Source organism: Promicromonospora umidemergens (assembly GCF_024171995.1).
In the GTDB taxonomy this organism is placed as follows: Bacteria; Actinomycetota; Actinomycetes; order Actinomycetales; family Cellulomonadaceae; genus Promicromonospora; species Promicromonospora umidemergens.
The window spans coordinates 120745-147447 of record NZ_JAMTCT010000002.1; the positions used below are offsets into that span (position 1 = coordinate 120745).

The 26703-nt window shown below is 71.9% G+C and carries 26 protein-coding genes and 1 pseudogene; 12 read left to right on the forward strand and 15 right to left on the reverse strand.

Annotation, left to right across the window (positions count from 1 at the left end; all coding sequences use genetic code 11):
• Positions 1 to 12 precede the first annotated feature (12 nt).
• The 3 genes from APR04_RS04090 to APR04_RS04100 form a co-directional block, all read right to left on the reverse strand.
• Positions 13 to 2469, reverse strand: coding sequence for an ATP-binding cassette domain-containing protein (locus APR04_RS04090; protein ID WP_253868124.1), 2457 nt, complete (start codon positions 2467 to 2469; stop codon positions 13 to 15).
• A 219-nt stretch (positions 2470 to 2688) separates the two neighbouring features.
• Positions 2689 to 3108, reverse strand: coding sequence for a VOC family protein (locus APR04_RS04095; protein WP_253868125.1), 420 nt, complete (start codon positions 3106 to 3108; stop codon positions 2689 to 2691).
• 10 nt (positions 3109 to 3118) lie between these two features.
• Positions 3119 to 3598 (reverse strand): helix-turn-helix transcriptional regulator, encoded by a 480-nt coding sequence (locus APR04_RS04100; RefSeq protein ID WP_372496062.1) that lies wholly within the window; start codon positions 3596 to 3598, stop codon positions 3119 to 3121.
• A 303-nt stretch (positions 3599 to 3901) separates the two neighbouring features.
• Here APR04_RS04100 and APR04_RS04105 point away from each other — a divergent pair, with 303 nt between their 5' ends.
• Positions 3902 to 4606: an AAA family ATPase gene (locus APR04_RS04105; protein ID WP_253868126.1), complete on the forward strand. Its 705-nt coding sequence runs from the start codon at positions 3902 to 3904 to the stop codon at positions 4604 to 4606.
• On the opposite strand, the gene APR04_RS04110 is transcribed toward APR04_RS04105, so the two are convergent.
• Positions 4603 to 5391 carry a GAF and ANTAR domain-containing protein gene (locus tag APR04_RS04110; protein ID WP_253868127.1) on the reverse strand — a complete coding sequence of 263 codons (789 nt, stop codon included), beginning with the start codon at positions 5389 to 5391 and terminating at the stop codon, positions 4603 to 4605. The genes APR04_RS04105 and APR04_RS04110 overlap by 4 nt on opposite strands.
• A gap of 111 nt (positions 5392 to 5502) precedes the next feature.
• Between APR04_RS04110 and APR04_RS04115 the strand changes: the two genes are divergently transcribed.
• Positions 5503 to 5679, forward strand: coding sequence for a hypothetical protein (locus APR04_RS04115; protein ID WP_253868128.1), 177 nt, complete (start codon positions 5503 to 5505; stop codon positions 5677 to 5679).
• 146 nt (positions 5680 to 5825) lie between these two features.
• Here the strand turns inward: APR04_RS04115 and APR04_RS04120 are convergent, their stop codons facing one another.
• A complete protein-coding gene (locus APR04_RS04120) occupies positions 5826 to 7202 on the reverse strand; it encodes an NAD-dependent malic enzyme (protein WP_253868129.1) in 1377 nt (458 codons plus the stop codon).
• A gap of 126 nt (positions 7203 to 7328) precedes the next feature.
• On the opposite strand from APR04_RS04120, the gene APR04_RS04125 reads away from it, so the two are divergent.
• The gene (locus APR04_RS04125; protein WP_253868130.1) at positions 7329 to 7901 is read left to right on the forward strand and encodes a GNAT family N-acetyltransferase; all 573 of its coding nucleotides are present in this window, start codon (positions 7329 to 7331) and stop codon (positions 7899 to 7901) included.
• On the opposite strand, the gene APR04_RS04130 is transcribed toward APR04_RS04125, so the two are convergent.
• The 3 genes from APR04_RS04130 to APR04_RS04140 form a co-directional block, all read right to left on the reverse strand.
• Complete coding sequence (locus APR04_RS04130) at positions 7873 to 8625, reverse strand: tyrosine-protein phosphatase (protein ID WP_253868131.1); 753 nt, start codon at positions 8623 to 8625, stop codon at positions 7873 to 7875. The genes APR04_RS04125 and APR04_RS04130 overlap by 29 nt on opposite strands.
• Before the next feature lie 255 nt (positions 8626 to 8880).
• On the reverse strand, positions 8881 to 9843 hold the full coding sequence (locus tag APR04_RS04135; protein ID WP_253868132.1) for a ribonuclease Z: 963 nt from the start codon (positions 9841 to 9843) through the stop codon (positions 8881 to 8883).
• An 80-nt stretch (positions 9844 to 9923) separates the two neighbouring features.
• Positions 9924 to 10262 (reverse strand): hypothetical protein, encoded by a 339-nt coding sequence (locus APR04_RS04140; protein ID WP_253868133.1) that lies wholly within the window; start codon positions 10260 to 10262, stop codon positions 9924 to 9926.
• 205 nt (positions 10263 to 10467) lie between these two features.
• Here APR04_RS04140 and APR04_RS04145 point away from each other — a divergent pair, with 205 nt between their 5' ends.
• Positions 10468 to 11730, forward strand: a complete 1263-nt coding sequence (locus tag APR04_RS04145; protein WP_253868134.1) for a hypothetical protein — start codon at positions 10468 to 10470, stop codon at positions 11728 to 11730.
• Positions 11731 to 11773: 43 nt separating this feature from the next.
• On the opposite strand, the gene galE is transcribed toward APR04_RS04145, so the two are convergent.
• Positions 11774 to 12796, reverse strand: coding sequence for a UDP-glucose 4-epimerase GalE (gene galE, locus APR04_RS04150; RefSeq protein WP_253868135.1), 1023 nt, complete (start codon positions 12794 to 12796; stop codon positions 11774 to 11776).
• Between the two features lie 96 nt (positions 12797 to 12892).
• On the opposite strand from galE, the gene APR04_RS04155 reads away from it, so the two are divergent.
• The 4 genes from APR04_RS04155 to APR04_RS04170 all read left to right on the forward strand — a co-directional run bounded on the left by APR04_RS04155 (position 12893) and on the right by APR04_RS04170 (position 16980).
• Positions 12893 to 13567 (forward strand): LysE family translocator, encoded by a 675-nt coding sequence (locus tag APR04_RS04155; RefSeq protein WP_253868136.1) that lies wholly within the window; start codon positions 12893 to 12895, stop codon positions 13565 to 13567.
• A gap of 105 nt (positions 13568 to 13672) precedes the next feature.
• Positions 13673 to 15193, forward strand: coding sequence for a tyrosine-type recombinase/integrase (locus APR04_RS04160; RefSeq protein WP_253868137.1), 1521 nt, complete (start codon positions 13673 to 13675; stop codon positions 15191 to 15193).
• A gap of 151 nt (positions 15194 to 15344) precedes the next feature.
• Entirely contained in the window at positions 15345 to 15761 is a 417-nt protein-coding gene (locus tag APR04_RS04165; protein ID WP_253868138.1) for a YciI family protein, read from the forward strand.
• 34 nt (positions 15762 to 15795) lie between these two features.
• The gene (locus APR04_RS04170) at positions 15796 to 16980 is read left to right on the forward strand and encodes an RNA polymerase sigma factor (RefSeq protein WP_253868139.1); all 1185 of its coding nucleotides are present in this window, start codon (positions 15796 to 15798) and stop codon (positions 16978 to 16980) included.
• A 20-nt stretch (positions 16981 to 17000) separates the two neighbouring features.
• Here APR04_RS04170 and APR04_RS04175 read toward each other — a convergent pair whose 3' ends face one another.
• Positions 17001 to 17810 carry a MerR family transcriptional regulator gene (locus tag APR04_RS04175; RefSeq protein ID WP_253868140.1) on the reverse strand — a complete coding sequence of 270 codons (810 nt, stop codon included), beginning with the start codon at positions 17808 to 17810 and terminating at the stop codon, positions 17001 to 17003.
• A gap of 72 nt (positions 17811 to 17882) precedes the next feature.
• Here APR04_RS04175 and APR04_RS04180 point away from each other — a divergent pair, with 72 nt between their 5' ends.
• Positions 17883 to 19136: an erythromycin esterase family protein gene (locus APR04_RS04180; RefSeq protein ID WP_253868141.1), complete on the forward strand. Its 1254-nt coding sequence runs from the start codon at positions 17883 to 17885 to the stop codon at positions 19134 to 19136.
• On the opposite strand, the gene APR04_RS04185 is transcribed toward APR04_RS04180, so the two are convergent.
• Positions 19072 to 20073, reverse strand: coding sequence for an AraC family transcriptional regulator (locus tag APR04_RS04185; RefSeq protein ID WP_253868142.1), 1002 nt, complete (start codon positions 20071 to 20073; stop codon positions 19072 to 19074). The two genes, APR04_RS04180 and APR04_RS04185, sit on opposite strands and share 65 nt — an antisense overlap.
• An 82-nt stretch (positions 20074 to 20155) precedes the next feature.
• Between APR04_RS04185 and APR04_RS04190 the strand changes: the two genes are divergently transcribed.
• Positions 20156 to 20992: an NAD(P)H-binding protein gene (locus APR04_RS04190; RefSeq protein WP_253868143.1), complete on the forward strand. Its 837-nt coding sequence runs from the start codon at positions 20156 to 20158 to the stop codon at positions 20990 to 20992.
• A gap of 48 nt (positions 20993 to 21040) precedes the next feature.
• Here the strand turns inward: APR04_RS04190 and APR04_RS04195 are convergent, their stop codons facing one another.
• Entirely contained in the window at positions 21041 to 21784 is a 744-nt protein-coding gene (locus tag APR04_RS04195) for a class I SAM-dependent DNA methyltransferase (protein ID WP_253868144.1), read from the reverse strand.
• A 75-nt stretch (positions 21785 to 21859) separates the two neighbouring features.
• Positions 21860 to 23032 carry an epoxide hydrolase family protein gene (locus APR04_RS04200; protein WP_253868145.1) on the reverse strand — a complete coding sequence of 391 codons (1173 nt, stop codon included), beginning with the start codon at positions 23030 to 23032 and terminating at the stop codon, positions 21860 to 21862.
• A gap of 102 nt (positions 23033 to 23134) precedes the next feature.
• Here APR04_RS04200 and APR04_RS04205 point away from each other — a divergent pair, with 102 nt between their 5' ends.
• On the forward strand, positions 23135 to 23710 hold the full coding sequence (locus APR04_RS04205) for a CGNR zinc finger domain-containing protein (protein WP_253868146.1): 576 nt from the start codon (positions 23135 to 23137) through the stop codon (positions 23708 to 23710).
• A gap of 28 nt (positions 23711 to 23738) precedes the next feature.
• On the opposite strand, the gene APR04_RS04210 is transcribed toward APR04_RS04205, so the two are convergent.
• A complete protein-coding gene (locus APR04_RS04210) occupies positions 23739 to 24824 on the reverse strand; it encodes a DUF5937 family protein (protein ID WP_253868147.1) in 1086 nt (361 codons plus the stop codon).
• Between the two features lie 100 nt (positions 24825 to 24924).
• Here APR04_RS04210 and APR04_RS04215 point away from each other — a divergent pair.
• Positions 24925 to 26097 (forward strand): annotated as a pseudogene (locus tag APR04_RS04215) (MFS transporter); the annotation flags it as partial.
• 33 nt (positions 26098 to 26130) lie between these two features.
• On the opposite strand, the gene APR04_RS31245 reads toward APR04_RS04215, so the two are convergent.
• Positions 26131 to 26568: a DUF6463 family protein gene (locus tag APR04_RS31245; protein WP_372496067.1), complete on the reverse strand. Its 438-nt coding sequence runs from the start codon at positions 26566 to 26568 to the stop codon at positions 26131 to 26133.
• Between the last annotated feature and the right edge of the window lie 135 nt (positions 26569 to 26703).

Here is a 26703-nt window from a genome sequence, read left to right on the forward strand (position 1 = left end):
CCGTACCGCTGCCTACGCCCCCACGTACTGCGCCAGGTGCTCCCCCGTCAGCGTGGAGCGCCCCGCCTGGGCCTGGGCGACAAGGTCGGCGGGGGTGCCCTCGAAGACGACGGTGCCGCCCTCGTTGCCCGCCCCCGGGCCGAGGTCGACGATCCAGTCCGCGTGCGCCATGACCGCCTGGTGATGCTCGATCACGATGACCGACTTGCCTGACTCGACCAGGCGGTCCAGGAGGCCGAGCAGGTTCTCGACGTCGGCAAGGTGCAGGCCGGTCGTCGGCTCGTCCAGCACGTACACGCCGCCGTCGCGCGCCATCTCGACGGCGAGCTTGAGCCGCTGCCGCTCGCCCCCCGACAGGGTGGTCAGCGGCTGCCCGATGCCGAGGTAGCCCAGCCCGACGTCGGCCAGCCGCTGCAGCACCTTGTGCGCGGCGGGGACCGGTGCGGGCCCGTCCTTGGCGAAGAACGCCTCGGCCTCCGCCACCGGCATCGCGAGCACCTCGCTGATGTCCAGGCCGTCGCCCGCGCCGGGAACCGTCTCGCCAAGGGTGTACACGAGCGCCGAGGCGTCGAACCGTTTGCCGCCACAGTCCTCGCACGTGGTCGAGACGGTGTCCATGAACCCGAGCTCCGTGTAGATGACGCCGGCGCCCTTGCACGTGGGGCACGCGCCCTCCGAGTTGGCGCTGAACAGCGCAGGCTTGACCCCGTTGGCCTTCGCGAACGCCTTGCGGATCGGGTCCAGCAGGCCCGTGTAGGTTGCGGGGTTGGACCGCCGAGACCCCTTGATGGCGCCCTGGTCGACGGTCACGACGCCCGCGCCGTCCGGGAGCGAGCCGTGGATGAGCGAGCTCTTGCCCGAGCCGGCCACCCCGGTGACGACGGTCAGCACCCCCAGCGGGACGTCGACATCGACGTCCCGCAGGTTGTGCGTGCTCGCCCCGCGGATCTCCAGCGCGCCCGAGGGCGCCCGCACCGCCTCCTTGAGCCGTGCGCGGTACCCGAGGTGGCGGCCGGTCAGGGTGCCGCTGGTGCGCAGCTCCTCGACGGTGCCCTCGAACTGCACCGTGCCACCAGCGGACCCTGCGCCGGGCCCCAGGTCGACCACGTGGTCGGCGATGACGATCGCCTCCGGCTTGTGCTCCACGACCAGCACGGTGTTGCCCTTGTCCCGCAGCTCGACCAGCAGGTTGTTCATCCGCTGGATGTCGTGCGGGTGCAGACCGATGGTCGGCTCGTCGAAGACGTAGGTGACGTCCGTCAGGGCCGAACCGAGGTGCCGGATCAGCTTGGTGCGCTGCGCCTCTCCCCCGGACAGCGTGCCCGACGGCCGGTCCAGCGACAGGTAGCCCAGACCGATCTCCACGAACTTGTCCAGCTGGTGGCGCAGGTTGGTCAGCAGCGGTCCCGCCGACGCAGCGGCGCCGGACGCGGACAGCTCACGGACCCAGACCGCCAGGTCCCGGATCTCCATGGCGCACGCGTCGGCGATGCTGACACCGTCGATCCTGGCCGACCGCGCCGCCTCGGCCAGCCGGGTCCCCGCACAGTCGGGGCACGTCACGAACGTGACCGCCTGCTCGACGAACGCCCGGATGTGGGGCTGGAGCGAGTCCACGTCCTTGCTCAGCATCGACTTGCGCACCTTGGGGACCAGGCCCTCGTAGGTGATGTTGATGCCCTTGGCCTTGATCTTCGTGGGCTCCTTGTGGAGGAAGTCCTGCCGCTCCGTCTCGGTGTACTCACGGATCGGCTTGTCCGGGTCGAGGAACCCCGACTCGCTGTAGCTGCCCACCATCCAGCCGCCGGGGGTGTACCCAGGGATCTTGATCGCGCCGTCGTTGAGCGACAGCGAGTCGTCGAAGAACTGGCTCAGGTCGAGGTCGGAGACCTGGCCGCGCCCCTCGCACCGCGGGCACATCCCGCCGTGGTAGACCTGCTCGCGGACGATCGTCTTCTCGCCCGTCGCCGACGTCAGCACGCCGCTCGCCTTACGCGCCGGCACGTTGAACGAGAACGCGATCGGCGGCCCGATCTGCGGCTGCGCGAGACGGCTGAACAGGATGCGCAGCAGCGCGTTGGTGTCCGTCACGGTGCCGAGGGTCGAGCGAGGGTTGGCCCCCAACCGCTCCTGGTCGACGACGATCGCCGTGGTCAGCCCGTCCAGCCGGTCCACCTCCGGCCGGTCCAGCGACGGCATGAAGCCCTGCACGAACGCGCTGTACGTCTCGTTGATCATCCGCTGCGACTCCGCGGCGATCGTCGCGAACACCAGCGAGCTCTTGCCCGACCCCGAGACCCCCGTGAACACCGTGAGCCGGCGCTTGGGGATGTCGAGGCTGATGTCCTTGAGGTTGTTCTCCCGCGCACCCTGGACACGGATCAGGTCGTGGCTGTCCGCCGGGTGCGGCGCCGCAGAGGCGTCCCGCTCCGGCCGGGTGCTCGTCGTGGCTGTGCTCGCCGTGCTCATGCTCGACCTTCCATGACGGTCACGCGAGGCGCGGACCAGGTTTCCGGCTCCGACACGTCCGGGGCGGCAGGACCGAGCCGGGCGACGGGCTGTGCGGTACGGGCGGGCCCTGGGACGGGGGCCGGGGCAGGGCCCAGGGCAGGGCCCGGGGCAGGGGGTGCGGCGGGCCGCGCGGCCGCCCGGGCGCTCGCGGTCAGGCCAGGGATGCACATGGCCGGATCAGAGCTGCTTGATGCGGACCGTGTTTCCGGCGGGGTCGCGGAAGGCGCAGTCACGGAACCCGTAGGGCTGGTCGACCGGCTCCTGCATGACCTCGGCGCCGCTGGCCTGGACCCGCTCGAAGGTCGCGTCCAGGTCCTTGCTGCCGAGGATGACCGCGCAGTAGGTGCCCTTGGCCATCATCTCCGCGACGGTCTGCCGCTCGGCGTCGGTGACCCCTGGGTCGGCGGCGGGCGGCGTCAGGACGATCGAGGTGCCGGGCTGGCCCGCTGGACCCACGGTGATCCAGCGCATGGTGCCCTGGCCCACGTCGAGGAGGACCTCGAAGCCGAGGGCGTCACGGTAGAACGCGAGCGAGGCCTCTGGATCGGTGTGCGGGAGAAACGTCTGGTGGATGGTGATGCCGGTGTCTGTGCTCATGGCAGTCACGCTAGATCCTGCCCTGGGGTGTGCGCTTCTCGATTCCTGACCGGCCGGGGGTGGTCCTGACCGGCCGGGTGACCTGTTTGGCGATACAGGCAGGGAGCCCGGCGGTGTCGATCGCCTCTGCGGCCACCAGCGGGTCGTTGCGGTAGACGCTCGGCGGGACGCCGACCAGCTCCGTGAAGCGGGTGCTGAACGTGCCCAGCGACGAGCAGCCGACAGCGAAGCAGACCTCCGTGACGCTGAGCTCGCCGCGGCGCAGCAGCATCATGGCGCGCTCGATGCGCCGCGTCATGAGGTAGCTGTACGGGGACTCGCCGTAGGCGGCCTTGAACTGGCGTGAGAAGTGCCCCGCCGACATGTGCACCCCGGCCGCGAGCGCCTGGACGTCGAGCGGCTGGGTGTACTCGCGGTCCATGCGGTCGCGTACGCGGCGCAGGAGGGCGAGGTCGCGGAGGTGGTCGGGGTCGGCGGTGATGCTCGTCACGTAGGTGATGGTGCCATGGGGTGTGGGCTTCTGGCGCTGGAACTGTGCGGGTGGGGGTCATCGGTGCTCCGACCTGCCAGGACTCGTGTCCTCGACCGGGAACAAACGTGACCGTTTCCTCCGTTCAAAGGGGTGGAATGAGTATCTGTCCGACGTCGTGAGCCGGGGCTGGCGCCCTGTGCCCGTCGTCGTGGTTCGTTCCGGTCCGTGTGCCGGGTTCAGCGCCCTTCCAGGGTGTTCCCGGCAGTTCTGGATCGGCTCGCGCGATGCTGCTCACCCGGCCCCCTACGGATGGAGGACCACGTGACCACACCCGCACTACGGCCCAGGCGCAGTGCTGTCGGCGGCGCTGCTGTGCCCGATGATGTGCCTGATGCGTCCGACACGCCTGACGGTGTGCCTGATGGTGTGCCCGACGGTGTGCCCGACTCGCCCGATGCGGGTCCCGGTCCGTTGATGATCGTGGTGGGCGGTGTGCCGGGGGCGGGCAAGAGCACTCTCCTGGCCCGGATCGCCGACGACGTTCCTGGTGGCCTGGTGCTCGACCCCGACCGGTACCGGCGTCGGATAGCGAGGCGGGTGCCGTCCTGGGTGCCGTACAGCGCCTACCGGTGGGCGGTGCACACGCTGCATGCCGTCGTGACGGTGTGGCGCATCCTGCGTGGGCCGCTGTCGGGTGTCCCGCTCCTGGTGCACGACACGGCGACCCGTGGGCGTCGGCGGGAGGCGCTCGGGCTGCTGGCGCGGTCGAGGGGGTGGGACCCGGTGCTGGTGGCGGTCGACGTGTCCCTGGCCGAGGCGCTCGACGGGCAGCTGGACCGGGGCCGGGTGGTGCGGCCGGAGCAGTTCGTGCGGCACTGGTCGCGGTGGACGGCGCAGCGGCCGGCGTTCGCCGTGGCCGACGGCGGTCCGCGTGGCCCGTGGTCGGGTGTGTATCTGATGGCTCGGTGTGACGCGTTCCGGCAGGTGCGGGAGCTGGCCAGGCGGCGGGTGGCGGCGCTGGTCTAGGCCGTGCCCAGTGCGGAGAAGACCAGCCGGCGTGCGAGGACGTCGTCCACGACGGACTCAAGGGTCGAGGCACGCGCGAAGGCGTGCGCGCGCAGGACGGCCAGGGCGTCGGCGGGCGCGATCCCGAGCTGCGCGACGACGACCCCTGTGGCCTGGTGCACGAGCGCCTGCTGCGGCCACGCCGGCTGGGAGCTGAGGTCCGCGGTGCCGGGGTCGCCGAGCAGGGCGGCGCCTGCCGCGTCGGCGAGGAGCTCCGCCTCCTCCAGCGGGCGCGACAGGTGCCCGCCGCTGAGGTAGGCCGAGAGGACTCCGACGACGTGGCCGCTGGGCCGCATCGGGACGGCATAGACGGTCAGCGGTCCGTCGCCGGCAGCCGCCAGGGTCGCGAACATGGGGAACGCGGCGGCGTCCGTGTCGTGGCCGTCGAGGTGGGCGACGACGGTGCGGCCCTCGGCGAGCGCGAGCTCTGCGGGGCCTTCCCCGAGCACGACCTGCAGGTCCTCGATCTGGGCGACCGCGGACCCGGCGGACTCGGCGGTACGCACCGTCAGGCGCTCGGCGGCCGAGGTGAGGGTCAGCATGACGGCCTCCGCGCCAAGGATCTCCGTGCACGCTTCGCACAGCCGGGCCGCGAGGTGCCCTGTTCCTCGGCCTGTGGTCTGCCCCTGCGCCAGCGTGCGTGCGAGGAGCGCCAGGATCTCGGCACTGTCCATGGCGGTCGGTGTCCTCCTTGCCCGCAAGTGTCCCATCGGCGGCTCCCACTCGCGCCCGGCGAGGTTCTTCATGCCGGCCTCAGCCCTCCCGGGGCACGTGCCCCGTCCCGGGCCGCAGGAACGTTCCCTAACCGTTATCGGTACCCGGGCATCGTTTCGCGGCTCCCGAGCGTCTCTATCAGTGTGAGCAACAGTGTGAACAACGAGAACGCCTTCCGTCCCAACAGCTATACCCAGCAGGAGCCCGTCCGCTGGTGGATCCCCCTCGTGGCCTCCACCGGTGCACTGCTCGTCCTGGTCCTCGGCACCGCCGCGCTGGTCAGCAGCCTGGTGAACACCACGATCAGCGGGATCGGCTGAACGCTGAACCGCTAGCGGTCAGGGCTCCGGCACCGATCAGGTGCTGTCCCTGACGACCAGCTCGTCGGCAGCGTGCGCAACGACGCCACGCGGCCGCCGAGCAGATCAGCCGTCCGCGTCAGGACCGGCGTCGATCACGAGAGACCTCACGCCTGCCTGCGTACCGCGTCCGCGACGGCCTCGGCGACCCGGTGGTCGAACACCCCCGGGATGATGTACGCGCTGTTCAGCTCCTCCGGTCCCACGACCTCCGCGATCGCGACCGCCGACACCCGCAGCAGCTCCGTGGTGATGTCCTTGGCACCCGTGTCGAGCAACCCCCGGAACAGGCCAGGGAAGGCGAGGACGTTGTTGATCTGGTTCGGGTAGTCGCTGCGCCCGGTGGCGACGACGGCGGCCGTCTCGGCCGCCTCCAGCGGGTCCACCTCGGGCGTCGGGTTGGCCAGCGCGAACACCACCGCACGGTCGGCCATCTGCGCCACGTCCGCGCCCGACAGGATCCCCGCCGCCGAGACGCCGATGAACACGTCGGCTCCCTTGAGGCCCTCCTGGAGCGTGCCGGCGAACCCGTCGACGTTCGTGTTGTCCACGATCCAGCGCCGGTGCGGGTCCTCGGTCGCCACCCCCGGGTGCAGGGCCCCGTCGCGCCCGAACGCCACGATGTGCCGCGCGCCCTGCGCCTTGAGCAGCCGGATGATCGCGTTGCCTGCTGCCCCCACGCCGGACACCACGATCCGCACGTCCGCCAGCTCCTTCTCGACCACCTTGAGCGCGTTGACCAGGGCGGCGAGCACCACGATCGCCGTACCGTGCTGGTCGTCGTGGAACACGGGGATGTCGAGCTCCGCACGCAGCCGCGCCTCGATCTCGAAACAGCGCGGCGCCGCGATGTCCTCGAGGTTCACACCCCCGTACACGGGCGCGATCGCCTTGACGATGCGCACGATCTCGTCGGTGTCGGTCGTGTCGAGGCACACCGGCCAGGCGTCCACCCCGCCGAACTCCTTGAACAGCGCGGCCTTGCCCTCCATGACGGGCAGCGCGGCGGCCGGACCGATGTCGCCGAGGCCCAGCACCGCGGTCCCGTCCGTGACCACCGCCACCGTGTTCCGCTTGATCGTCAGCCGCCGCGCGTCCTCAGGGTTGTCCGCTATCGCCAGGCACACCCGCGCCACACCCGGCGTGTACGCGCGAGACAGGTCCCGGCGCGTCTTGAGCGGCACCTTGTTCGTGACCTCGATCTTGCCGCCCAGGTGCATCAGGAACGTCGAGTCGCTCGACTTGAGCACCTCCGCACCCTCGACCGCGTTCACCGCCGCCACGACCCGCTCACCGTGCTCCGCGTCGATCGTGTCGCACGTGACGTCCACGACCAGGCCGTGCGACGTCGAGTGCGCGATGTCCACCCCCATCACCGCACCACCGGCGTCGGCTACCGCGGCTACCACCGTGCTCGTGGCGCGCTGCGAAGCGGCCACCTCCACGCGCAGGGTGATCGTGTAGCTCGGGCTGGGCAACGACATCGTGGTCTCCTCGGTCACGGGCGCGGCAGTCCGCGCACGAGGAGATTCCTACCGCCGCAGCGTGACGTGCGCCACACGGGCCCGCGATGCGGACGCAGCGGCCGCCCGGCGCGGAAAAATAGGGCCGTGCGCATCGCCATCGACTCCCCCGCCCACGACGACGTCCGCCGCCTCCTGGACGAGCACCTCACCGACATGTTCGCCACCTCCCCGGCCGAGAGCGTGCACGCCCTCGACCACTCGGCGCTGCTCGCCCCCACGCTCACCTTCTGGACCGCCCGCGACGACGACGGCGCCCTGCTCGGCTGCGGCGCCCTGAGCGAGCTCGACGTCCCCGGCGACCCGTCCGACGCCCGGCCGCGCCACGGCGAGATCAAGTCCATGCGCACCGCCGCGCACGCCCGGGGCCGTGGCGTCGCGTCAGCCCTCCTGGAGGCGATCCTGACCGAGGCGCGACGACGCGAGCACACCCGGGTCAGCCTGGAGACCGGGTCACAGGACTTCTTCGCCCCCGCACGCCGGCTGTACGCCCGGCACGGATTCACCGGGTGCGGTCCGTTCGGGAGCTACACCCTGGACCCGCACAGCGTCTTCATGACCCTGGAGCTGCCGGAACAGCAGCCCGCCGGGCGGACCACGCGCCCGGCAGCGCAGCCGGCCGCGCACCCGGCTACCGCAGGCGGCCCCGCAACTTCTTGACACGCCCCTCGTCCAGCCCGGCGTACCGCAGGTAGGCGACCGGGTCCAGCTCCGCCAGCCACCCCAGGAGCGCCGCACGGCGCTCGCGGACGCGCACGTCCAGCTGCTGGGCCGTCCAGGTCTCCCCCGGGTGCTGGACCCAGGCGCCCTGCTCGACGTCGTAGGCGACGCCCCCACCGCGGTGGGCCGTGCCGCGGTAGGCCTGCACGTAGTCCTCGGCGATCGCCCCGTGCTCGACACCGGTCAGGGACAGCAGCATCGCGGTGACCATCCCGGTCCGGTCGCGGCCGGCGGCGCAGTGCACCAGTACGGGGCCGGCCGCGTCGGCGAGCGCCCGGAAGACGCCGCCGATCAGGTGCGGGTACATCGCGATGTTGGGCGCGTAGGAGCGCGGATGGTCGAGCCACGGCCCGCACGCCTCCAGGAAGTGCGGGTCGCCCGGGTCCTCGGTAGGGGTGTTGCGGGTGACGAGCTCGCTCGGCGGTGCGGCGTCGGGCATGCGGTCGCGGGCCTGCTTGACCTCGGCGGGGTTGCGCAGGTCGACGACGGTCGTGAGCCCGGCGTCGAGGGCCTCGGCCCAGCCAGTGGACGTCGTCGTCTCGGGCGCACCCGAGCGCCAGACACGCCCCGACGCGGTGGTGCCGCCGTCGTCGAGCGGCAGGTCGCCCAGGTCATGGAGGTTGACGGCGCCGTCCCAGGCCCGGAGGTTCACCGGAATGCTCATGGGCGGCATCGTGGTTCGGGTCCAGGGGCAGGTCAACGGGGAGAACTGCCCCTGGACACCGATTGCGGAGTCCCAGACGGGCCGCTCCGACCCAGCATGTCTCGAGCGTGGCCGCCCAGCGGCCCGAACCAAGTCAAGAAATGCCTAACGGCCCCCTCAGTGAAAACTGAAAGGGCCGCGGCCAAACTATTAACCGGGAGACCTGCCCCGGCTTTCGTCAACCAGCCTAGACCGCTCGCAGCACCAGCGCCACCGCTACCCCTCACCCCTCCGCGGCACCGGCACCCGGTCCAGGTCGGCCGCCACGGTCAGGTCGCCGTCGAAGACGGTGCGCGCCTCCTTCTCGAACTCCGCCGGGTCGCTGTAACGCTGCGAGAAGTGGGTCAGCACGAGGCTGCGCACGCCGCTCTGCGCGGCCACCGTCGCCGCCTGCAGCGCGGTCAGGTGCCCGTGGTCGCGCGCCAGGCCCCGGTCGCGGTCCAGGAACGTCGACTCGATGACGAGCAGGTCGACGCCGTCGGCGAGGCTCCACACCGCGTCGCACATGCGGGTGTCCATGACGAACGCGAACGACTGTCCCGGGCGGGGGTCGCTGACGTCCTCGACCTGGACGGTGCCGTGCGGGGTCCGCAGCCCGCCCTCCTGGACCAGCCGCCCGACGTCGGGCCCGGAGATGCCTGCGGCGGCCAGCCGGACCGGGTCCATGCGCCGGCCGTCCGGCTCGTCGAGCCGGTACCCGTACGCCTCGAGGGAGTGGTCCAGCCGGGCCGCGCGCAGGGTCGCCGAGCCGTGCAGCTCACCAGGGACGCGGGGCACGACGCCGTCGCGCGACAAGCCCTGCAGCGCGAGGTGCTCCTGGTGGTAGTACGCGGTGGAGTCGCACAGCGCCTCGACCCACCGGCGGCCCGACGCCGGGAACGTCACCGGCACCGTCTGCGGCACGCCGTCGAGGCTGATCCGCTGGACCACGCCCGCCAGGCCGAGGCTGTGGTCGCCGTGCAGGTGGGTGATGGCGATGCGGGTCAGGGCCGTCGCGGAGATCCCGGCGTGCAGCATCTGGCGCTGGGTCCCCTCGCCGGGGTCGAACAGGATGACCTCGTCGTCCCAGAACAGCGCGTAGCCGTTGTGGTTGCGGGTCCGCGTGGGTACCTGGCTGGCGGTGCCGAGGGCAACGAGCTCACGGCTCGAGGCGCGGTGGTTTGCGGGGGTCCGGAACACGCTCGCATTGTGTCCTGAAGCCACCGGAACCGGCACGAGGAAAACCGGTACGGCGGCTATGACACGCCATTTTCAGAAGATCACCCGCACCCGGGCAGCACGTTCAGCGGATCGCAGCCGTACTGCGCCTGTACCAGCACCAGAACGGCCCAGGCGAAGGCCAGCAGCATCGCTCCCCCGACAAGGACGTTCAGAACCGGGTAGGTTCCATCCTGTAGCACCGGCGCTAGTGCAAGGGCTGCTCCTGCCAGCAGGCAACCCAGTGTCACGATCGTGATCGGGCTGGTCAGAGCACCGGAACTGGATAGTTCGAGCCATCCGAACCGGTCCCCCAGGACCACCAGCGCCACGTACGGCAGAGCGAATCCGAGCGCCGCGATGGCGCGCCAGTCCATGACCGAAAGCTTCGACAACACCATGACCTCCCTTTTTAACCCACCCCGGACGGTGGCCAAACACCCACGACAAGTGTTAATAATCGGGGGGCGGTCCGCTAGTTCCGGTAGTGATTTTCACAGAATCCGACATATTCGTACTATCTCCACTTTCAGGACTCCCGCGCAGATGGCACCCTGTGGCGCGTCGTAGCGCCACCGGCGGCACGGCTGTCGAGAAAGGACGCGCATGGCGAGGGACGAACGCGTAGGCAAGCCCGCGTACGCAGCGGTGTCGACGCGAATCACCGGTATCCAGGTGGCGCGTGCGCGCCTGCGTGAGATCGCCGTCGTGCGGGTCGACGAGCGTGGCGGGATCGTCGACGAGTGGTCAGCGGTGCTGCACCCGGACGGCGCCTGGATCGCGCTCGCCGACGTCGCCGCGACCCTTCGTCAGCGGCTGTCACAGATGGCGATCATCACCCACAACGGACGGCTCGGCATCGAGGTGCTGCGGGCAGAGCTGGCCCACCTCGGCTGGCGGCTGCCCGCGTTCGCGCAGCTGACGACCATCGACGCGAGCTACCACTACCTGCCGAACCTGGTGCACCGCCGGCTGTCGGACTGCTGCACCGCCGCAGGGGTCCCGTTCGAGGGCGGCGGCATCCCGCCGAACTCCAGCCCGGTGAACGAGGCACGCGCCGTGGCCGGTCTGCTGTCCCGGTTCATGCAGAGCGTCGGCGGGGTACCCGACCTGGCAGAGCTGCTGCAGGTCACCCTGCGGGCGTGGGTCTACCCCTGGCCCGAGACGCCAAGCCGGGTGGCCGACGCCCCCCGCCCCTGGCCGGGGCGCCGCGGTCCGGGCATCCTCACGACGCTCGCCGGACAACCGCTCGCCGACGCGATCTCCGCCGTCGCGGACGTGCGCACCCACGGTTATCTGGCGCTCATCGCGGAGACGCTGCACGACGGGCGGCTGACGCCCCAGACGGCGGCCGGGCTGGCCGACGCCGAGCCGCTCTACCGGCTCACGCCCGAAGCGGCGTCCGACGCCCGCAGGCGGTTCTTCGACGCCCTGGTGCACCAGGCGATCGAGGCCGACCGCTACCACCTGGAGGCACGCCAGGAGCTGTGGCGCGTCGCCGACACGCTCGGCTGCCCGCGCGATGCCGTGATCGAGCCGATCGTCGAGGCGACGCCCGTCGAGTTCCCCAAGCTGGACGACGAGACGGGGACCAAGAAGCCGACCGACGGCCGCAGCGTCGCCACCCCCGCGCAGATGCGCGCCTGGGCCATCGCCAACGGGTTCGACGTCGAGGGCTACATCAGGCTGCCCTGGTCGATCGTGCGGGCCTTCGAGGAGGCGCACGCGGAGCCCGTCGACCGGACGGCGCGCCCGGCCGGACACGACCAGCTGTCAGCTCGAACCCGCGAGCCGGACCTGGACGACGGCGTGCCCCAGCTCGAGTTCGACCGGCTGGAGACGCCGCCCATCGGCAACCCGCTGGTCTGACGCCCGGCCGGGTCGGCCCTGGCACTCGCCAGGGCCGACCGCCTCAGGCGTCCGGGAACCCCTTCGGGTTCTTCGACTGCCAGCGCCAGGTGTCGGCGCACATGTCGTCGATCGTCTTGGTCGCGTGCCAGCCCAGCTCGCTGTTGGCGCGGGCCGGGTCCGCCCAGAACGCCGGCAGGTCACCAGCCCGGCGCGGACCGAACTCGTACGGCAGCTCACGGCCGACCGCCCGCTCGAACGCCTGCAACAGCTCCAGCACCGAGGTGCCCGTGCCGGTCCCCAGGTTGAACGCCCGCGCCGGCTCGGCCATGTCGTCCAGGTGCTCGAGCGCCGCCACGTGCCCGGCCGCGAGGTCGGTGACGTGCAGGTAGTCGCGCTCGGCCGTGCCGTCCGCCGTCGGGTAGTCGTTCCCGAACACGGTGAGCTTGTCGCGGCGTCCCACGGCGACCTGCGCGATGAACGGCATCAGGTTGTTCGGGACGCCCTGCGGGTCCTCGCCGATGTCGCCGCTCTCGTGCGCGCCGACCGGGTTGAAGTACCGCAGCAGCGCCACCTTCCACCCCTCGGAGATCTGCGCGATGTCCGACAGGACCCGCTCGATCATCACCTTGGTCTGCCCGTACGGCGAGGACGAGGACAGGTGCTCGTAGTCCTCGCGGTACGGCACGGGAGCCTTCTCGCCGTACACAGTGGCCGACGACGAGAACACCAGCCTGGTCACCCCGTACTTCTGCATCGACGTCGCCAGCGCGAACGTGGAGTCGAGGTTGTTGCGGTAGTACTCCAGCGGCCTGGTCACCGACTCCCCCACCGCCTTGAACCCGGCGAAGTGGATCACCGCGTCGATCTGCTCGTGCGCGAACAGCGCCTCCGTCTTGTCGGCGTCGGTCAGGTCGAACGCATGGACCGGGATCGCCCGGCCCGCGAGCGCCTCAAGGCGGCCCTGCACCGATGGCTTCGAGTTGGAGAAGTCGTCGACCACCACGACGTCGTGACCAGCGGCAACAAGGGCGAGGACGGTGTGTGAGCCGATGTAGCCGGCACCACCGGAGACGAGAACGCGCATGGTTCCAAACTACCGGGTGGCACAGCACGGTCCGTGCGGCGTTCCGCGTCCGAAGTCGCTCGCCCGAGTGGTGCGCCGGTCGGTAGCCTCACGCGCATGACGGTGCCCGAGGCCATGTTCCTGTTCGCGCTCGTCGCGATCCCCCTGACGCTCATGCCAGGTCTGGACAGCGCGCTGGTGCTGCGCACCGCCGTCGTGCACGGCAACCGGCACGGCTACGCGACCGCGCTCGGTATCGGCGCGGGAACGCTGGCGTGGGGTGTCGCCGCGGCAGTGGGTGCGACGACGGTCCTCGCCGCCTCCGAGACCGCCTACCGAGCCCTCACCCTGGCCGGGGCCGCCTACCTCGTGTGGCTCGGCGGCCAGATGCTGTGGTCCAGCTTCCGCCCAGGCCGCTACGACGCCCTGCCCGACGAGGTCCGGCTCAGCTCCGCGCACGTCGCGGCACGGTCCCCCTGGCGCTCGTTCGCCGTCGGAGCCGGCACCAACCTCCTGAACCCGAAGGTCGGCGTCTTCTACCTCGCCACCATCCCCCAGTTCCTGCCCGACGACGTACCCCACCTGCTCATGGGCGTGCTGCTGGCCGTGGAGCACAACATCCTCGGTCTCGCCTGGCTGACCCTCCTGATCAACGCGGCGGGCCTGGCCAGGCGCTGGCTGTCCGGGCGCGCGATCGCCCGCGTGACCGATCGCGTGACCGGAGTCGTGCTGCTCGCGTTCGGCGGCCGCATCGGATGGAACGCACTGACCGGGCAGGCCCGCGTGATCTGAGCCGAGGGGCCCGCCCGCCCCTGCCCACCTCCTGCCCCGGACTGCCGTGGCGACACCGACGCCACGCTCCCTGACCTGCGCCGTCAGTCCCGATACCCTCGCCTCGTGGCGTACACCGAGCAGCGCACCGACTCCGACGGCCGCACCGGCTACATCGGCCGGTTCCGCGTCGACGGGCGCCTGCGCAGCACCCGCCGCTTCACCGCGAAGCGGGAGGCGCTCGCGGAGGCCCGGCGGCAGGAGGAGGCCGGCAAGCACGCCGAGTGGGTCGACCCCGCCACCGGCCGGGTCACCGTCGCCGAGTGGTTCGCGATCTGGCAGGAGTCCCGCGTGGACCGGGCGCCCCGCACCATCGAGGCGGAGCACGAGCGGTTCCGTTCCCTGGTCGCGCCGGCGTTCGGCGGTCGCCCGCTGCGGCAGGTCACGCACGAGGACGTCGCCCGCTGGGCGGCGACGATGACCTCCCCGACGACCGGCGAGACCGCGTCGCCGGCCCGGCGCCGGGACGCGGCCCGCCTCCTGGTGGCCCTGCTCGACGCCGCGGTCGACGCGCGGCGCCTGCGCACCAACCCGGCGCGGACGCCGTCGGGCAAGGTGCCGGCCCTGCCGCGCGCGCCGAAGACGAAGCCGCACCGTTATCTCTCCCACGAGCAGCTGCGGCGCGTCGCGGACGCCGCGCGGTCGAGGCAGGCCCGCACGCTCGTCCTGCTCACCGCGCTGACCGGCCTGCGCTGGGGCGAGGTCAGCGCGCTGACCGTGGCTGACGTCGACCCGCTGCGCCGCCGGGTGCGCGTCACCAAGGCGTACACCCGGCTCGACGACGGCACGCTCCTGCTCGGCGACACCAAGACCCACGCCCGGCGCGAGGTGCCACTGCCCGGGGCCCTCGTCGCGGCGGTGGCGGAGCAGGCGGCCGGCCGGACGCCCGCGGACCTGCTGTTCACCGGGACGCGCGGCGGGCCCCTGCGGCGCGAGAGCTTCGACCGGTCCGCGTTCCGGCCGGCCGTCCTGGCCGCCGGCCGGGCCGTCCGCACGCTGCGGGAGGCCCTGATGCTGCGGGCCTCCGGCCTGTACGACGACGGTGTGGTCGCCGCGGTCCGGCGTCTGCAGTCCGACGGCGGGCTCGCGCCGACGGGCGTCTGCGACCCGGCGACCTGGGCTCTGGTGATCACCGCGGACCGCGCCCGCCGGGACGGACCCGGCGCCCCCGGGGAGCGCGGGACGGTGCCAAGGATGACCCGCGGCGACAAGGTCAGCCGCACCCGGCTGCTCGCCGCGCTGTCGGGGACCACGCTCGGGCCGGGTGCCGAGGACTTCGACACGCTCACCCTGCACGACCTGCGGCACACGGCCGCGTCGCTCGCGATCTCGGGCGGGGCGACGGTCAAGGCGGTGCAGCGCATGCTGGGCCACGAGTCGCCGGTGCTGACCCTGTCGACCTACGCGGGCCTGTTCGAGGACGACCTCGACGCGCTGGGCGACACGATGAGCGCGGCGTTCCAGGCGTCCGCCGTCGTCGGGGGACCTGCTCACGGTGACCCGTCGAACGGCAGGTCCGACGCCACGGTGAGCGGCACCGCGGAGGTCATCGCGATCGGTACCCCGCGGGCCGTGGCCGTGGGCTGACGACGAGCTGGGGCCCTCGTCCGATATTTTTTCGGCGGATCACGGATCCTGATGTCGAGAACGTGAGACCGGCTCCGTCCTAGGGTCGAGGGCGCGAACCGCGTCCACGACCCGGGGCCTCGTGCGGGGCCCCCGACCCAGGGAGAGAATCATGGCGAAGTACCTGCTGCTGAAGCACTACCGGCACAGCGGACCGAAGCCCGTGCCCGGCACCGAGGCGATGATGGACCAGTGGACGCCCGACGAGATCACGGCACACATCGAGTACATGGGCCGGTTCGCCGAGAAGCTGACCGAGAGCGGTGAGTACGTCAGCGGTGACGCGCTCTCGCCCGAGGGCACCTTCGTCCGGTACGACGGTGCGGGCCGGCCGCCCGTGACGGACGGACCGTTCGCGGAGACCAAGGACCTGATCGCGGGCTGGATGATCATCGACGTCGAGTCCCAGGAACGGGCCTACGAGGCGGCGGCCGAGCTGTCCGCGGCGCCCGGTGCGGGTGGACGCCCGATCCACGAGTGGCTGGAGGTCCGTCCGTTCCTGGCCGACCCGGGGGCCACGGCCGAGTGACCGAGCGCGGGACGAGCACGAACGAGGGTCTGGTGTGGACCACGACGCGGTGAACGACCTGATGCGGACCCTCGCGCCGCAGGTCCTGGGCGCCCTCGTCCGTCGCGGAGCAGATTTCGCGACGGCCGAGGACGCAGTGCAGGAGTCCCTCATCGAGGCGGTGCACCACTGGCCCGACGATCCTCCCGACGACCCGAAGGCGTGGCTCCTGCGCGTCGCCGGCCGCAAGCTGATCGACGCGCAGCGCTCCGAGGCAGCCCGACGACGGCGGGAGGAACGGGTCCACGACGAACCCCCGCCCGGACCTGCCGAGCAGTCGGACGACACCCTGCTCCTGCTGAGCCGCTGCTGTCATCCGGCGCTGAGCCCGGCGTCGGCGGTCGCCCTGACGCTGCGGGCCGTCGGCGGGCTCACCACCGCGCAGATCGCACGCGCGTTCCTGGTGCCCGAGGCCACCATGGCCCAGCGGATCTCCCGAGCCAAGCGCACGATCACCGGCGAGCGGTTCGACACCCCCGGCGACGTCGGGGCGGTGCTCCACGTGCTGTACCTGATCTTCAACGAGGGATTCACCGGCGAGATCTCGCTCGCCGGTGAGGCGATCCGGCTGACCCGCCAGCTCGCGGCCGCGACGTCGGCCTCCGCAGGCACGGCAGGCCCGGAGATCGCCGGGCTCCTCGCACTGATGCTGCTGCACCACGCCCGCCGGGACGCCCGGCGCACCGCCTCGGGCGAGCTGGTGCCGCTGGACCAGCAGGACCGGTCACGGTGGGACACGGACATGGTGGCCGAGGGCGTCGACGTCCTGCAGGACGCCCTCGCCCGCGACCGGCTCGGGCAGTACCAGGCACAGGCCGCCATCGCCGCCCTGCACGACGACGCCCCCACCGCACAGGAGACCGACTGGTCGCAGATCCTTCAGTGGTACGACGAGCTCGCCCGCCTCACGGACAACCCGGTCGTCGCGCTCAACCGCGCGGTCGCCGTCGGACAGGTCGACGGACCCCGCGCGGGACTGGCCGTGCTGAACGGCATCGACCCCGGGCTCGCACGGTGGGACGCCGTGGCGGCCCACCTCTACGAACGAGCCGACGAGACCGCCGAGGCGATCCGGCACTACACGGTCGCCGCGGACCGGGCCACCAGCTCGGCCGAGCGCAACCACCTCATCAAGCAGGCGGCACGGCTGCGATCCCACGGGAGTCGTCCCCCGGCCTGACGGCTCGTCAGGGCCCCTGCTCAGCCATGCTCCCGTTCGTCCGTGCTCCCGAGGTAGGCCTCCAGGGCGGCCGCCCCGGCCAGCAGCGCCCGCCCGCGTGCGGTCAGCCGGCCGGTCCAGCCCTGCAGCGTCGCCTCCAGCGGTCCGAGGCCGCCGGCGGACCGCACCTGGGCGATCAGCGGCGCGATCTGTTCCAGGAGGTACCCGCCGCGGCGGAGCTGGTGGGCCAGCTCGGCGTCCCGCACAGCGGCTTCGTCGTAGACCCGGTACCCGGTGCGCTGGTCGCGCCGCGGGTGCACGAGGCCCACCCGTTCCCAGGTGCGCAGCGTCGCGGGCCGCAGGCCGAGCCGCGCAGCCAGCGGGCCGATGAAGGTCTCACGGGGCACTGGCTCCGACGTCGGCGCTGCGCTGCGCCGGGACGCCCGTCGTACCGCCGGCCCGGTCCCCGTGAAAGTCCCCGTGACGGTCCCGGTGCTCGACGACGCCTCCAGGTCCCGGAGGGCATCTGCCACGGCACGCAGGGTCCGCCGGTCGTCGAGAAGCTGGGCGTGACTCTCGTCGACGAGCCGGAACGCCTCCTCCGGCGCGCCCTCGTTGACCGCCCGCATGATCGCCGTCGCCGTCCGGTGACCGTGGCCGGGCGCGAGGGCGAGGAACGCACGCAGCGCCCGCGCGTGCGACGACGTGTAGGTGCGGTAGCCCTTGGCCGTGCGGACGGCGGCCGGGAGGATGCCGGCGTCCTCGTAGTTCCTGATCGCCTGCGTGGACAAGCCGTGCTCGCGGGCCAGGTCGATCGGCCGGAGCCGCAGGTCGTCTTGAAGGTCTGGCACCGTCGATCCACCTATCTCCTGGCTGGATCGCGGCCAGGTCTCAACCGGGGCTTCAACGATACCGTGGAGGGAATGGTGACCGAGATCAAGGACCTGACCCATCCCGTCGACGCCGCAGCGGTGCTGCGGCTGCTCCCGCACCGGCCACGGCTGCTGGCACTGGGCGAACCCACCCACGGCGAGGGCACTCTGCTCGACCTGCGCAACGAGCTCTTTCGGCAGCTCGTCGAGCAGGAGGGCTACCGCACGATCGCCCTCGAGAGCGACTGCCTGGCCGGCCTCGTGGTGGACGACTACGTCACCGCCGACGCCCCCGACCTCGGGCTCGACGACGTCATGGAGCGCGGGTTCAGCCACGAGTGGGGCGCCTTCCCTGCCAACCGCGAGCTCGTGCGCTGGATGCGCGCCTACAACGAGGGCCGGCCCACGCACGACCGGCTCCGGTTCGCCGGTGTCGACGGCCCGCTGGAGATCACCGGCGCCGCGAGCCCCCGGCTGGTCCTCACCGCGCTCCACGGGTACCTCTCCGCCCGGCTCGACGCGCACCTGCTGCCCTGCACCGCCGAGGTGCTCGACAGCCTGCTCGGCGCCGACGACCGGTGGACCGAACCCGCCGCGATGATGGACCCCGCACGGTCCGTTGGACGGTCCGCCGGGGCCAGGGAGCTCCGCCTGCTCGCGGACGATCTGGCGGCGCTGCTCGACGCGCAGGCGCCGCACCTGGTCAGGACGTCGTCCCCGGACGAGTGGGACCGGGCGCGCCTGTACGGGCGCACTGCCGCCGGCCTGCTGCGGTACCACTTCTGGATGGCCGACACCGGACCGGGCCGCATGACGTGGCTGCTCGGCGTGCGGGACTCGATGATCGCCGCCAACCTGCTCGCCGTCGGGGACCGGGGCCCGACGCTCGTCAACGCGCAGAACGGCCACCTGCAGCGCGGCAGGAGCACGATGCGCATGTGGGACCACCCGCTGCTGGAGTGGTGGGGAGCCGGCGCGCTCGTCAGCACCCGGCTCGGCGCGGAGTACGGCTACCTGGCCACGGCTCTCGGCACGATCCAGCACCAGGGTGTGGACGCCCCGCCGTCGGACACCGTGGAAGGGCTGCTGTCCGCGCTCGGGGAGGACACCTGCGTCCTCGACGCCCCGCGGCTCGCCGAGCTGCTCGGCGAGACGCCGCTCGCGGCCCGCGTGTCCCCCTGGTTCGGGTACGCACCGCTGGACCCGGCCCACCTGGCGGAGGCCGACGGGATCGTGTTCGTCAAGGACGTCCGGCAGGAGCAGGCACCGGGCCGGACGTCCGGGTGGCCCAGGCACTCGGGCTGATGCCCCTGGTGCGTTTGAACGCGGCGCTGAAGGCGAACGCGTCGGAGTAGCCGACGGCGTGGGCGACCTCGGCGACGGTCGCCGTGTCGCGCTCGGTCAGCAGGTCCGCCGCGAGCGTCATCCGCCACCGGGTCAGGTAGGTCAGCGGCGGTTCGCCGACATGGTCGGCGAACCGCTTCGCCAGGGTGGAACGCGAGACGCCGGTCCGGTCGGCCAGCGCTCGTACGGTCCAGGGTGCCGCCGGCTCCGCGTGCAGCAGCCGCAGCGCGTCGCCGACCACGGGGTCCCGCTGGGCGGCCCACCAGGGCGGAGGCTCCCCGCCGGGCCGGTCGAACCACTCGCGCAGCGTGCAGACCAGCATCCAGTCCAGCAGCCGGTCGAGCACCACCTGCTGGCCCGGGGTGTCGACGGCGGCCTCCGCCGCGAGGTGTTCCAGCACGGCGTCCCCGCTGCCTCCGGCGCCCACGCGCAGCACGACCGGCAGAGCGTCCAGCAGCCGCCGGCTGATCTCGCCGCGCACCGGGTAGGCGCCGACGATCAGGGTGGTCGTGCCGCGGCGGGCGGGGTCAGCTGCCGCTCCCTGGTCCACACCCGCTCCACAGGCGGGGTCGGGGTCGTGCCAGCCGAGCCGGTGCCGGGTCCCGCCCTGCTCGGGCGTCGCGCAGTCCTCGCCGCACGCGACCGGCTCGGCCGTGGTGCCGACCTCGTCGACGAAGGTGAAGGTCTCCGGGCCGCGGACGACGATCGTCTCGCCGGCGCGCAGCGGCACGGCGGGCCCGTGCTCCGGCACGATCCACCCGTCGCCACCGAAGACCGTGCACAGGGTCAGCGGCGCGCCGTCCACGAAGTGCAGGGCCCATGGTGGGGACAGGGTCGAGGTGCCGAACAACGAGCCGTGGGCCCGGACTCCCCGGATCAGGTCACTGAACGCGTCCATCCCACCGAGATTAGACGATGACACAGGCAATCCGGTCTTCTACCCATGGATTCGTCCGAGCGGACGGCGTTGAATCGCTGACATGAGCAACGACACCACCCTCGTCCTCGGCGCCACCGGCAAGACCGGCCGACGGGTCGCCGCCCGGCTGCGACTCCGCGGCACGGACGTGCGCACCGCGTCGCGATCCAGCCGCGTGCGCTTCGACTGGTCCGACCCCAGCGGCTGGGACGCGGTGCTGCGGAACGTCGCCACCGTCTACGTGGTGCCGCCGCCCGTACCTGGGCCGGCCCACGAGCTCGTGACGCGGGCCGAGGCTGCCGGCGTGCGGCGTCTGGTCCTGCTGTCCGGTCGCGGTGCTGACACCTGGGGCGACTCCGCGTTCGGGCTCGACATGCGCTCGGCCGAGGACGCCGTGCGCGGCTCGGCGCTCGAGTGGACGGTGCTGCGGCCGTCGAACTTCGACCAGAACTTCGACGAGGCCCTCTTCCACGCCCCGTTGGTCTCCGGTGAGCTGGCGCTCCCGGCCGGCACGGTCCCTGAGCCGTTCATCGACCTGGAGGACGTGGCTGACGTCGCAGCCGCGGTGCTGACCGAGCCGGGACGGCATGCCGGGCGGACCTACGAGCTGACCGGTCCGCGCGCCCTGACCTTCCCTGAGGCCGTCGACCTGATCTCACGCTCCTCCGGGCTGCCGATCACCTACCGGCAGGTCTCCCCCGCCGAGTACACCGCGGCGCTCGTCGAGGAGGGCTGGGCCGACGACGACGCCCGCAACGTCGCCGCCATGTTCGTGCTGATGGAGCGCGGTCTGATGGCCGAGCCGACGGACGGCGTCGAGACCGTGCTGGGGCGCGCGCCGCGCGGCTTCGAGGACTACGTCGTGCGAGCCGCGGCCGCGGGAGCCTGGCGGTCGTGAGCGTCCCGCCCGTGGACGTCCAGGTGCTGACGGACGGGGCGCCGGGGGCTACCGCGTCGGCGGGATCCGGTAGACGGAGACGTGCGAGCGTGACTCGGCGGTGAACTCCGCGCCGGCCCAGTCCGCGTGCCTGGTCTCCAGCTCGAGTCCGGCCAGCTGGGCCATCAGGTCGAGCTCTGTGGGCCAGACATAGCGGTGCGGGCTGCGGAACAGCTCTGCCTGCTTGCCCTCGTCGAACCGGAAGTGATGCGACACGACGTGCTGGCGCAGGACGTCGACGGTGTCCAGCCCGATGTAGCCGGGTTCGGACTGAAAGACGGTGGCCGACTGGCCCGGGGGCAGCTTGCGCAGGTCCGGCACCCAGAGCTCGACCACGAACCGGCCGCCGGGCTCGAGGTGACGCGCGGCGTTGCGGAAGCACGCGACCTGCTCGGCCTGGGTGAGCAGCATCGAGATCGCGTTGTAGACGATGTAGACCAGGGCGTACCTGCCGGGAGCCTCTGTGGTCGCCATGTCACCGATGACCACGGGGATCGTCGCCTCGTCGACCTTGGTGCGCAGCTGTTCCACCATCGGCGGTGACAGCTCGATGCCGACGACCGGAACCCCTCGCGCGGCGAGCGGGACGGCCACCCGGCCGGTCCCGATGGCGAGCTCGAGCGCCGGTCCCTCCCCCGCCAGGTGCGCGAGACGTTCCACAGCCGGGCCCAGTACCTCCGGCGCGAACATCCCTGACTCGGGCGTGTCGTAGTGCTGGGCGACATCAGCGTCCCAGACTTCCTCCTGCTGCATGCCGGCAACCCTGACCGTTGCTCGAAGGGTGTGTCCAGGCAATATGCACACGGCCGGAGCCCTGCCCAGCCGCGTTCACCGATGTGCGGCCAGCACTGCCCCGAGGCCCTCTTGTAGGTCTCTGACGAAATACTCGGGAACCTCCAGCGACGGGAAGTGCCCGCCGGCCTCGGGCGTCCTCCAGCGAACGATCTGTCGGTACCGCTCCTGCGCCAAGGGGCGCGGGCACTTCTCGACGTCGCGCGGATACATGGTGAGCGCCGACGGGACGTCGACCCGGAGCTCGGGATCGAGCGAGCTGTGGCTCTCGTAGTAGATGCGGGCGGCCGATGCGCCGGTCCGCGTCAGCCAGTACAGGGTCACGTCGTCAAGGATGCGGTCCCTGGAGATCGTCTCGAACGGGCCGTCCTCGGTGTCCGACCACTCGGCGAACTTGTCGAGGATCCAGGCGAGGAGCCCGACCGGCGAGTCGACGAGCGAGTAGCCGATGGTCTGCGGCCGCGTCGCCTGCTGCTTCGCGTACGCCGCGCGCTTGCCCCAGAAGCCGCGGGTCTCCTCGACCCACCTGCGCTCGACCGTCGTCAGCCCGTCCGTCGTCGTCCCAGGTGGCGCCTCCGCGAAGGTGGTGTGGATGCCGAGAACGTGCGCCGGGAACCTGCCGCCGAGAACCGTGGTGATATTGCCTCCCCAGTCGCCGCCGTGGGCCACGAACCTGCCGTAGCCGAGCCGTCCCATCAGCTCCACCCATGCGGCCGCGATCTTCTCGGTCCCCCACCCGGTGGTGGCCGGCCGGTCGCTGTAACCAAAGCCCGGCAGCGACGGGACCACGACGTGGAACGCCGGCGCGTCGGGATCCTTCGGGTCGGCCAGCTCGTCCACGACATCGATGAACCGAGCGATGCTGTCAGGCCAGCCGTGCGTCAAGATCAGAGGAGTGGCATCAGTGCGCGCGGACCGGCGGTGCAGGAAGTGGATTCCCAGACCGTCGATGGTCGTGCGGAACTGACCGATCTGGTTGAGGCGATCTTCGAACGGCCGCCAGTCGTACCCGGTGCGCCAGTAGTTCACGACGTCCACGAGGTCGGCGAGCGGAACGCCCTGTTCCCACCGGCGCGGGTCGGGTGCGGCGCGATAGACCGTCTCTGCCTCCGGTAGCCGCGCCGTGGCCAGTCGTGCGCGCAGCTCGTCGAGGTCGGCGTCCGGTGCGTGAGCTTCGAATGCGTGCACGTCGCTGGTTGGACTGGGCATGAGACCTCCTGGCCATCGTGGATCCGGCTGCGACCGTTGCGAACCGGCTATGACGGTTCTAACAGTTCTCCGGGTCACGCCGCAACCGTCTATGGTGGTTCCATGCACGCTGGATTCCCTGACTTCCGCCTCGGTAGCGTGCTGGCGACCAGCTTCACGGGGACTCTGACGGAGCGGCGCGGCGACGCCGTGGAGCGCATCCCCACGCCGCAGCGGCTCATCGACTGGCTGGCGGAGTACGGCCTCGCCGTGGACTCCTGCACCACCGCTCAGCTCGACCTCGCTCGAGAGCTGAGGGAGTCGATCCATGCCGCAGCGACAGCGGCCGCGATCCAGGACGCTCTCCCTGCATCCGCGCTCCACGTCATCAATGACCGCAGCGCTCAGGGTCGGGCCGCGGCAGCTCTGACACCCGAGGGTGAGCGGCGATGGCAGCTCGGCTCGGCCTCCCCCGTGGAGGATGCCCTCGGCGTGATCGCCGCCGACGCGATCAGCGTCATCGCGGGCGAACGAGACGGAAGGTTGGCCCTGTGTGCGTCACCGACCTGCCAGGCCGCCTTCTTCGACACCAGCCGGAGCCGCACGCGCAGATGGTGTGACATGAACACGTGCGGGAACCGGCAGAAGAAGGCGCGCTTCACCGCCAACCATCGCGAGAACCCCAGCTCGGCCCGGTGATCCGGGTTCCCACTAGCGCCGAAGTCCTTCAGCGCAGCACGGCGGAGAGCAGGTCCCCGCCCAGCGTCGTCATCGCGGACCGGTCGAGGGCGTAGTGGACGTAGCGACCGCGCCGCCGGGCCGTGAGCAGCCCGGCGTGGCGCAGGACGGCGAGGTGGCGGGATACCTCCGGAGGTGAAAGCTCCCAGGCGTGGGCCAGCTCGCCGGTGGTGTGCGGGCCGCGGGCCAGGGTACGCAGCAGCCGTAGCCGTACCGGATGCGCGAGTGCCCCCAGCCGGAGCGTGACAGTTTCCAGCGATACCGCCTCTGCCGGACCTGCCTCGGCCACAGGGTACTGCACCACCGGCTGCCACCCGGCCGCGTGGACCACCGTCAGGTGCGGGCGCCCGAAGACGCTGGGGAGGAAGGTGAGCCCGGTGCTGTGGGCGGCGGTCGCGTTGTCCTGCAGCTGGTCCACGATGATGCTGTCGCCGTCGGGTGCCAGGGTGACCACGTCGGAGACCGATGCGAGTGCCGCCCCGGTGCCCTGGCGCTTCAACAGGTCGTTCTTCAGGCGCAGGTCGGTGGCGAGCTGCACGGCGACGCTCGTCCAGGCGGCATCGAAGAAGGCGTCGGCGCACTGTTCGAGGGTGCTGCGCACCCGTGCCCGCACGGCGGCTGGATCTGCGAGCAGCCGTTCTGCGAAGGCCTCTTGCAGCGGGCCGCGAGCCTGGGCCAGGTCAAGGGCCCGCTCGCGCGCAGTCGCGTCGGCGAGCGGCGACGGCGCGGCGAAGTGGACCCGGTTGCTGCCGCACGTGGTAACGAGCGCGGACGTCACATACGTCTCGTCGTCGATCCGGTCCACGTCGTCCAGCTCCTCGACGAGGGTCGGCCGGGGACGCGCGGGGACCAGGAAATCGGCTCGTGAGGAACGCCAGAGGAACTCCGCCTCCCGCAACCGCTCGGCCAGCTCCGGCCGCAGCCCGGCCCAGACGTCCCCTGCCCAGCCGGCGAGTCGCGGATGATGCCCGGGTTCGGCCAGCACGTGCAGCATCGCGGTCAGCTCGGCCAGCGGGGAAGCGGCGAACCGCAGCCGCTCGGACGGCAGGCCGCTGATGTCGATCCTCAACGTCACGCCCTCATCATCACCGACCGCACGGCCGGTGACGGCGCCGATTGACGAAGTCCGTCAACCGACGTGCCCGGCCCCGGCCGTCGACCGCACCGTTGGCGCCATGGCAACCACCACCAAGGTCCGGCTCCGCGACCTCGTCCGCGCGTCCGGCGGCCCGCGCTACGCCACCGCTCTGGCCGTGGACGCGCTCGGCACCGGTCTGATGCGGCCCTTTCTGCTCATCTACGGGGTGACGGTGCTGAGACTGTCCGCGCCGGCCACCGGCATCGCCATGACGGTCGGCATCGTCGTGGGTCTTGTGTGCATGCCCGTGGTCGGCCGATGGCTGGACCGGGGCGCACGCAGCACGGTCGTGGCGGCGTCGATGCTGGTGCGGGTGCTGGGCGTGGCCCTGCTGCTGGCCACCCCGCCGGGACACACCTGGCTGTTCGCGACGGCGGTGCTCTTCCTCGGCATCGGCAACCAGGCCTGGCCGGCCGCCCACGCGGCGCTCGTGGCCACGGTCGCCCACGGCCGGGAACGTGACGCCGCTCTCGCAGCAGGCCGTGCCCTGCGCAACGCCGGCCTGGGCATGGGCGCCCTGATCGCCACCGTATGCCTGGCGGGCGGCGCCATCGCACTACAGGTGCTGGCATTCGCCACCGGGCTCGCCTACCTCACCGCTGCGGCCTTGGCGTGGTCCGTCCGCCTGCGCGCCGATCCGGCCGCCGGCCAGGCCAGGGGTGGGAACGACGGACCGCCACCCCGGATGCGCGTGCTGCTGGCCGCCAACGTGGTCTACGCCTTCTGCCTCAACGTCCCCGAGATCGCGCTCCCCCTGATCCTGGTGACCCAGCTGGACGCGTCCCCCGTATGGTCGGGAGCCATCTTCGTGGCCAACACGGTGCTGGTGATCACGCTGCAGGTTCCGGTCACCGTCCTGCTGTCCCGCTACTCCCGGCGAGCCGTGCTGGCTCTCGCCGGCGTGGTGCTCACCGCGTCCTACCTCGGTTTCCTCGTGGCCGCCTCGCTGGGGGACGGCTGGGCGGCCCCCGCCGTCGTCGCGGTCTCCGTGGTCTGCACCCTCGGCGAGATCGTCTATGCAGGCAGCGCCACCGCGCTCGTCACCGCCCTCGTCCCGGCGCATGTCCTGGGACGCGCCCTCGCGCGGTTCCAGATCTCCACGGGGTTCGGCCTCGCCGTCTCCCCTGCGGTCATCACGGCGCTCGCACCCCTTGGCCCGGTCGCCCTCTGGGGCAGCCTCGCCGCCGCGACGCTCCTGTCCACCTTCGCGGTCGCGGCCGAGAAGGATCCGGTACAGAACGACCTACCGCCGCGGCTGAACGGCCGCAGGTGCGCCGGAGCTCGCCCTACGAGCCCGCACGTCGGCGGCCACCAGCAGCACGGCCGGGACCAGCGCGAAGGTGAACCCGCTCGCAGGGCCCAGCAGAAAGACGCAGAAACCGATCCAGGCCAGCATCGTCCAGCCGACGTAGGTAGGCAGCCGCTCGCCCTGGTTCGCGGTCCGTACGGTGAGGAGGCCCAGCAGCAGCACGACAGCCGCGAACCCGCCCGGCTGCGCCCAGAAGAAGGCCACGGAGTCGGCGCTCGCGCTGCCGTCCCGCAATTCTCCCGCGAGCCAGTCGGGCCAGTGAGGGCCGTTGGTGAAGACGACGTGCACCACGGCGATCAGGATCATCAGGATCCCTCCGGCGCGGGTGAGCGCGGAGCCGGGCGTTCCAGGGGTTCTCGTCGAGGTTCGCATGGGTCCAGCGTGTCGTCGCCCCAGCGGGCGGACCTCCCCTGACCAGGTGAATCGCCTCCCCCGCCCGGGGGAGGCGCGGCGCCCGGGCGGGCCAGGTCCTTGATCGCCCGCCGGTCGAGCATCGCCGTGGGGTGG

Coding starts and splice junctions, on each gene's coding strand:
- APR04_RS04110 (WP_253868127.1), bottom strand. CDS start 5,391: ATGAAGAACCTCGCCGGGCGCGAGTGGGAGCCGCCGATGGGACACTTG.
- APR04_RS04185 (WP_253868142.1), bottom strand. CDS start 20,073: ATGGACGCGTTCAGTGACCTGATCCGGGGAGTCCGGGCCCACGGCTCG.
- APR04_RS04155 (WP_253868136.1), top strand. CDS start 12,893: ATGACGGTGCCCGAGGCCATGTTCCTGTTCGCGCTCGTCGCGATCCCC.
- APR04_RS04205 (WP_253868146.1), top strand. CDS start 23,135: ATGCACGCTGGATTCCCTGACTTCCGCCTCGGTAGCGTGCTGGCGACC.
- APR04_RS04165 (WP_253868138.1), top strand. CDS start 15,345: ATGGCGAAGTACCTGCTGCTGAAGCACTACCGGCACAGCGGACCGAAG.
- APR04_RS04200 (WP_253868145.1), bottom strand. CDS start 23,032: ATGCCCAGTCCAACCAGCGACGTGCACGCATTCGAAGCTCACGCACCG.
- APR04_RS04090 (WP_253868124.1), bottom strand. CDS start 2,469: ATGAGCACGGCGAGCACAGCCACGACGAGCACCCGGCCGGAGCGGGAC.
- APR04_RS04120 (WP_253868129.1), bottom strand. CDS start 7,202: ATGTCGTTGCCCAGCCCGAGCTACACGATCACCCTGCGCGTGGAGGTG.
- APR04_RS04130 (WP_253868131.1), bottom strand. CDS start 8,625: ATGAGCATTCCGGTGAACCTCCGGGCCTGGGACGGCGCCGTCAACCTC.
- APR04_RS04180 (WP_253868141.1), top strand. CDS start 17,883: ATGGTGACCGAGATCAAGGACCTGACCCATCCCGTCGACGCCGCAGCG.
- APR04_RS04145 (WP_253868134.1), top strand. CDS start 10,468: ATGGCGAGGGACGAACGCGTAGGCAAGCCCGCGTACGCAGCGGTGTCG.
- APR04_RS04195 (WP_253868144.1), bottom strand. CDS start 21,784: ATGCAGCAGGAGGAAGTCTGGGACGCTGATGTCGCCCAGCACTACGAC.
- APR04_RS04190 (WP_253868143.1), top strand. CDS start 20,156: ATGAGCAACGACACCACCCTCGTCCTCGGCGCCACCGGCAAGACCGGC.
- APR04_RS31245 (WP_372496067.1), bottom strand. CDS start 26,568: ATGCGAACCTCGACGAGAACCCCTGGAACGCCCGGCTCCGCGCTCACC.
- APR04_RS04095 (WP_253868125.1), bottom strand. CDS start 3,108: ATGAGCACAGACACCGGCATCACCATCCACCAGACGTTTCTCCCGCAC.
- APR04_RS04140 (WP_253868133.1), bottom strand. CDS start 10,262: ATGGTGTTGTCGAAGCTTTCGGTCATGGACTGGCGCGCCATCGCGGCG.
- galE (WP_253868135.1), bottom strand. CDS start 12,796: ATGCGCGTTCTCGTCTCCGGTGGTGCCGGCTACATCGGCTCACACACC.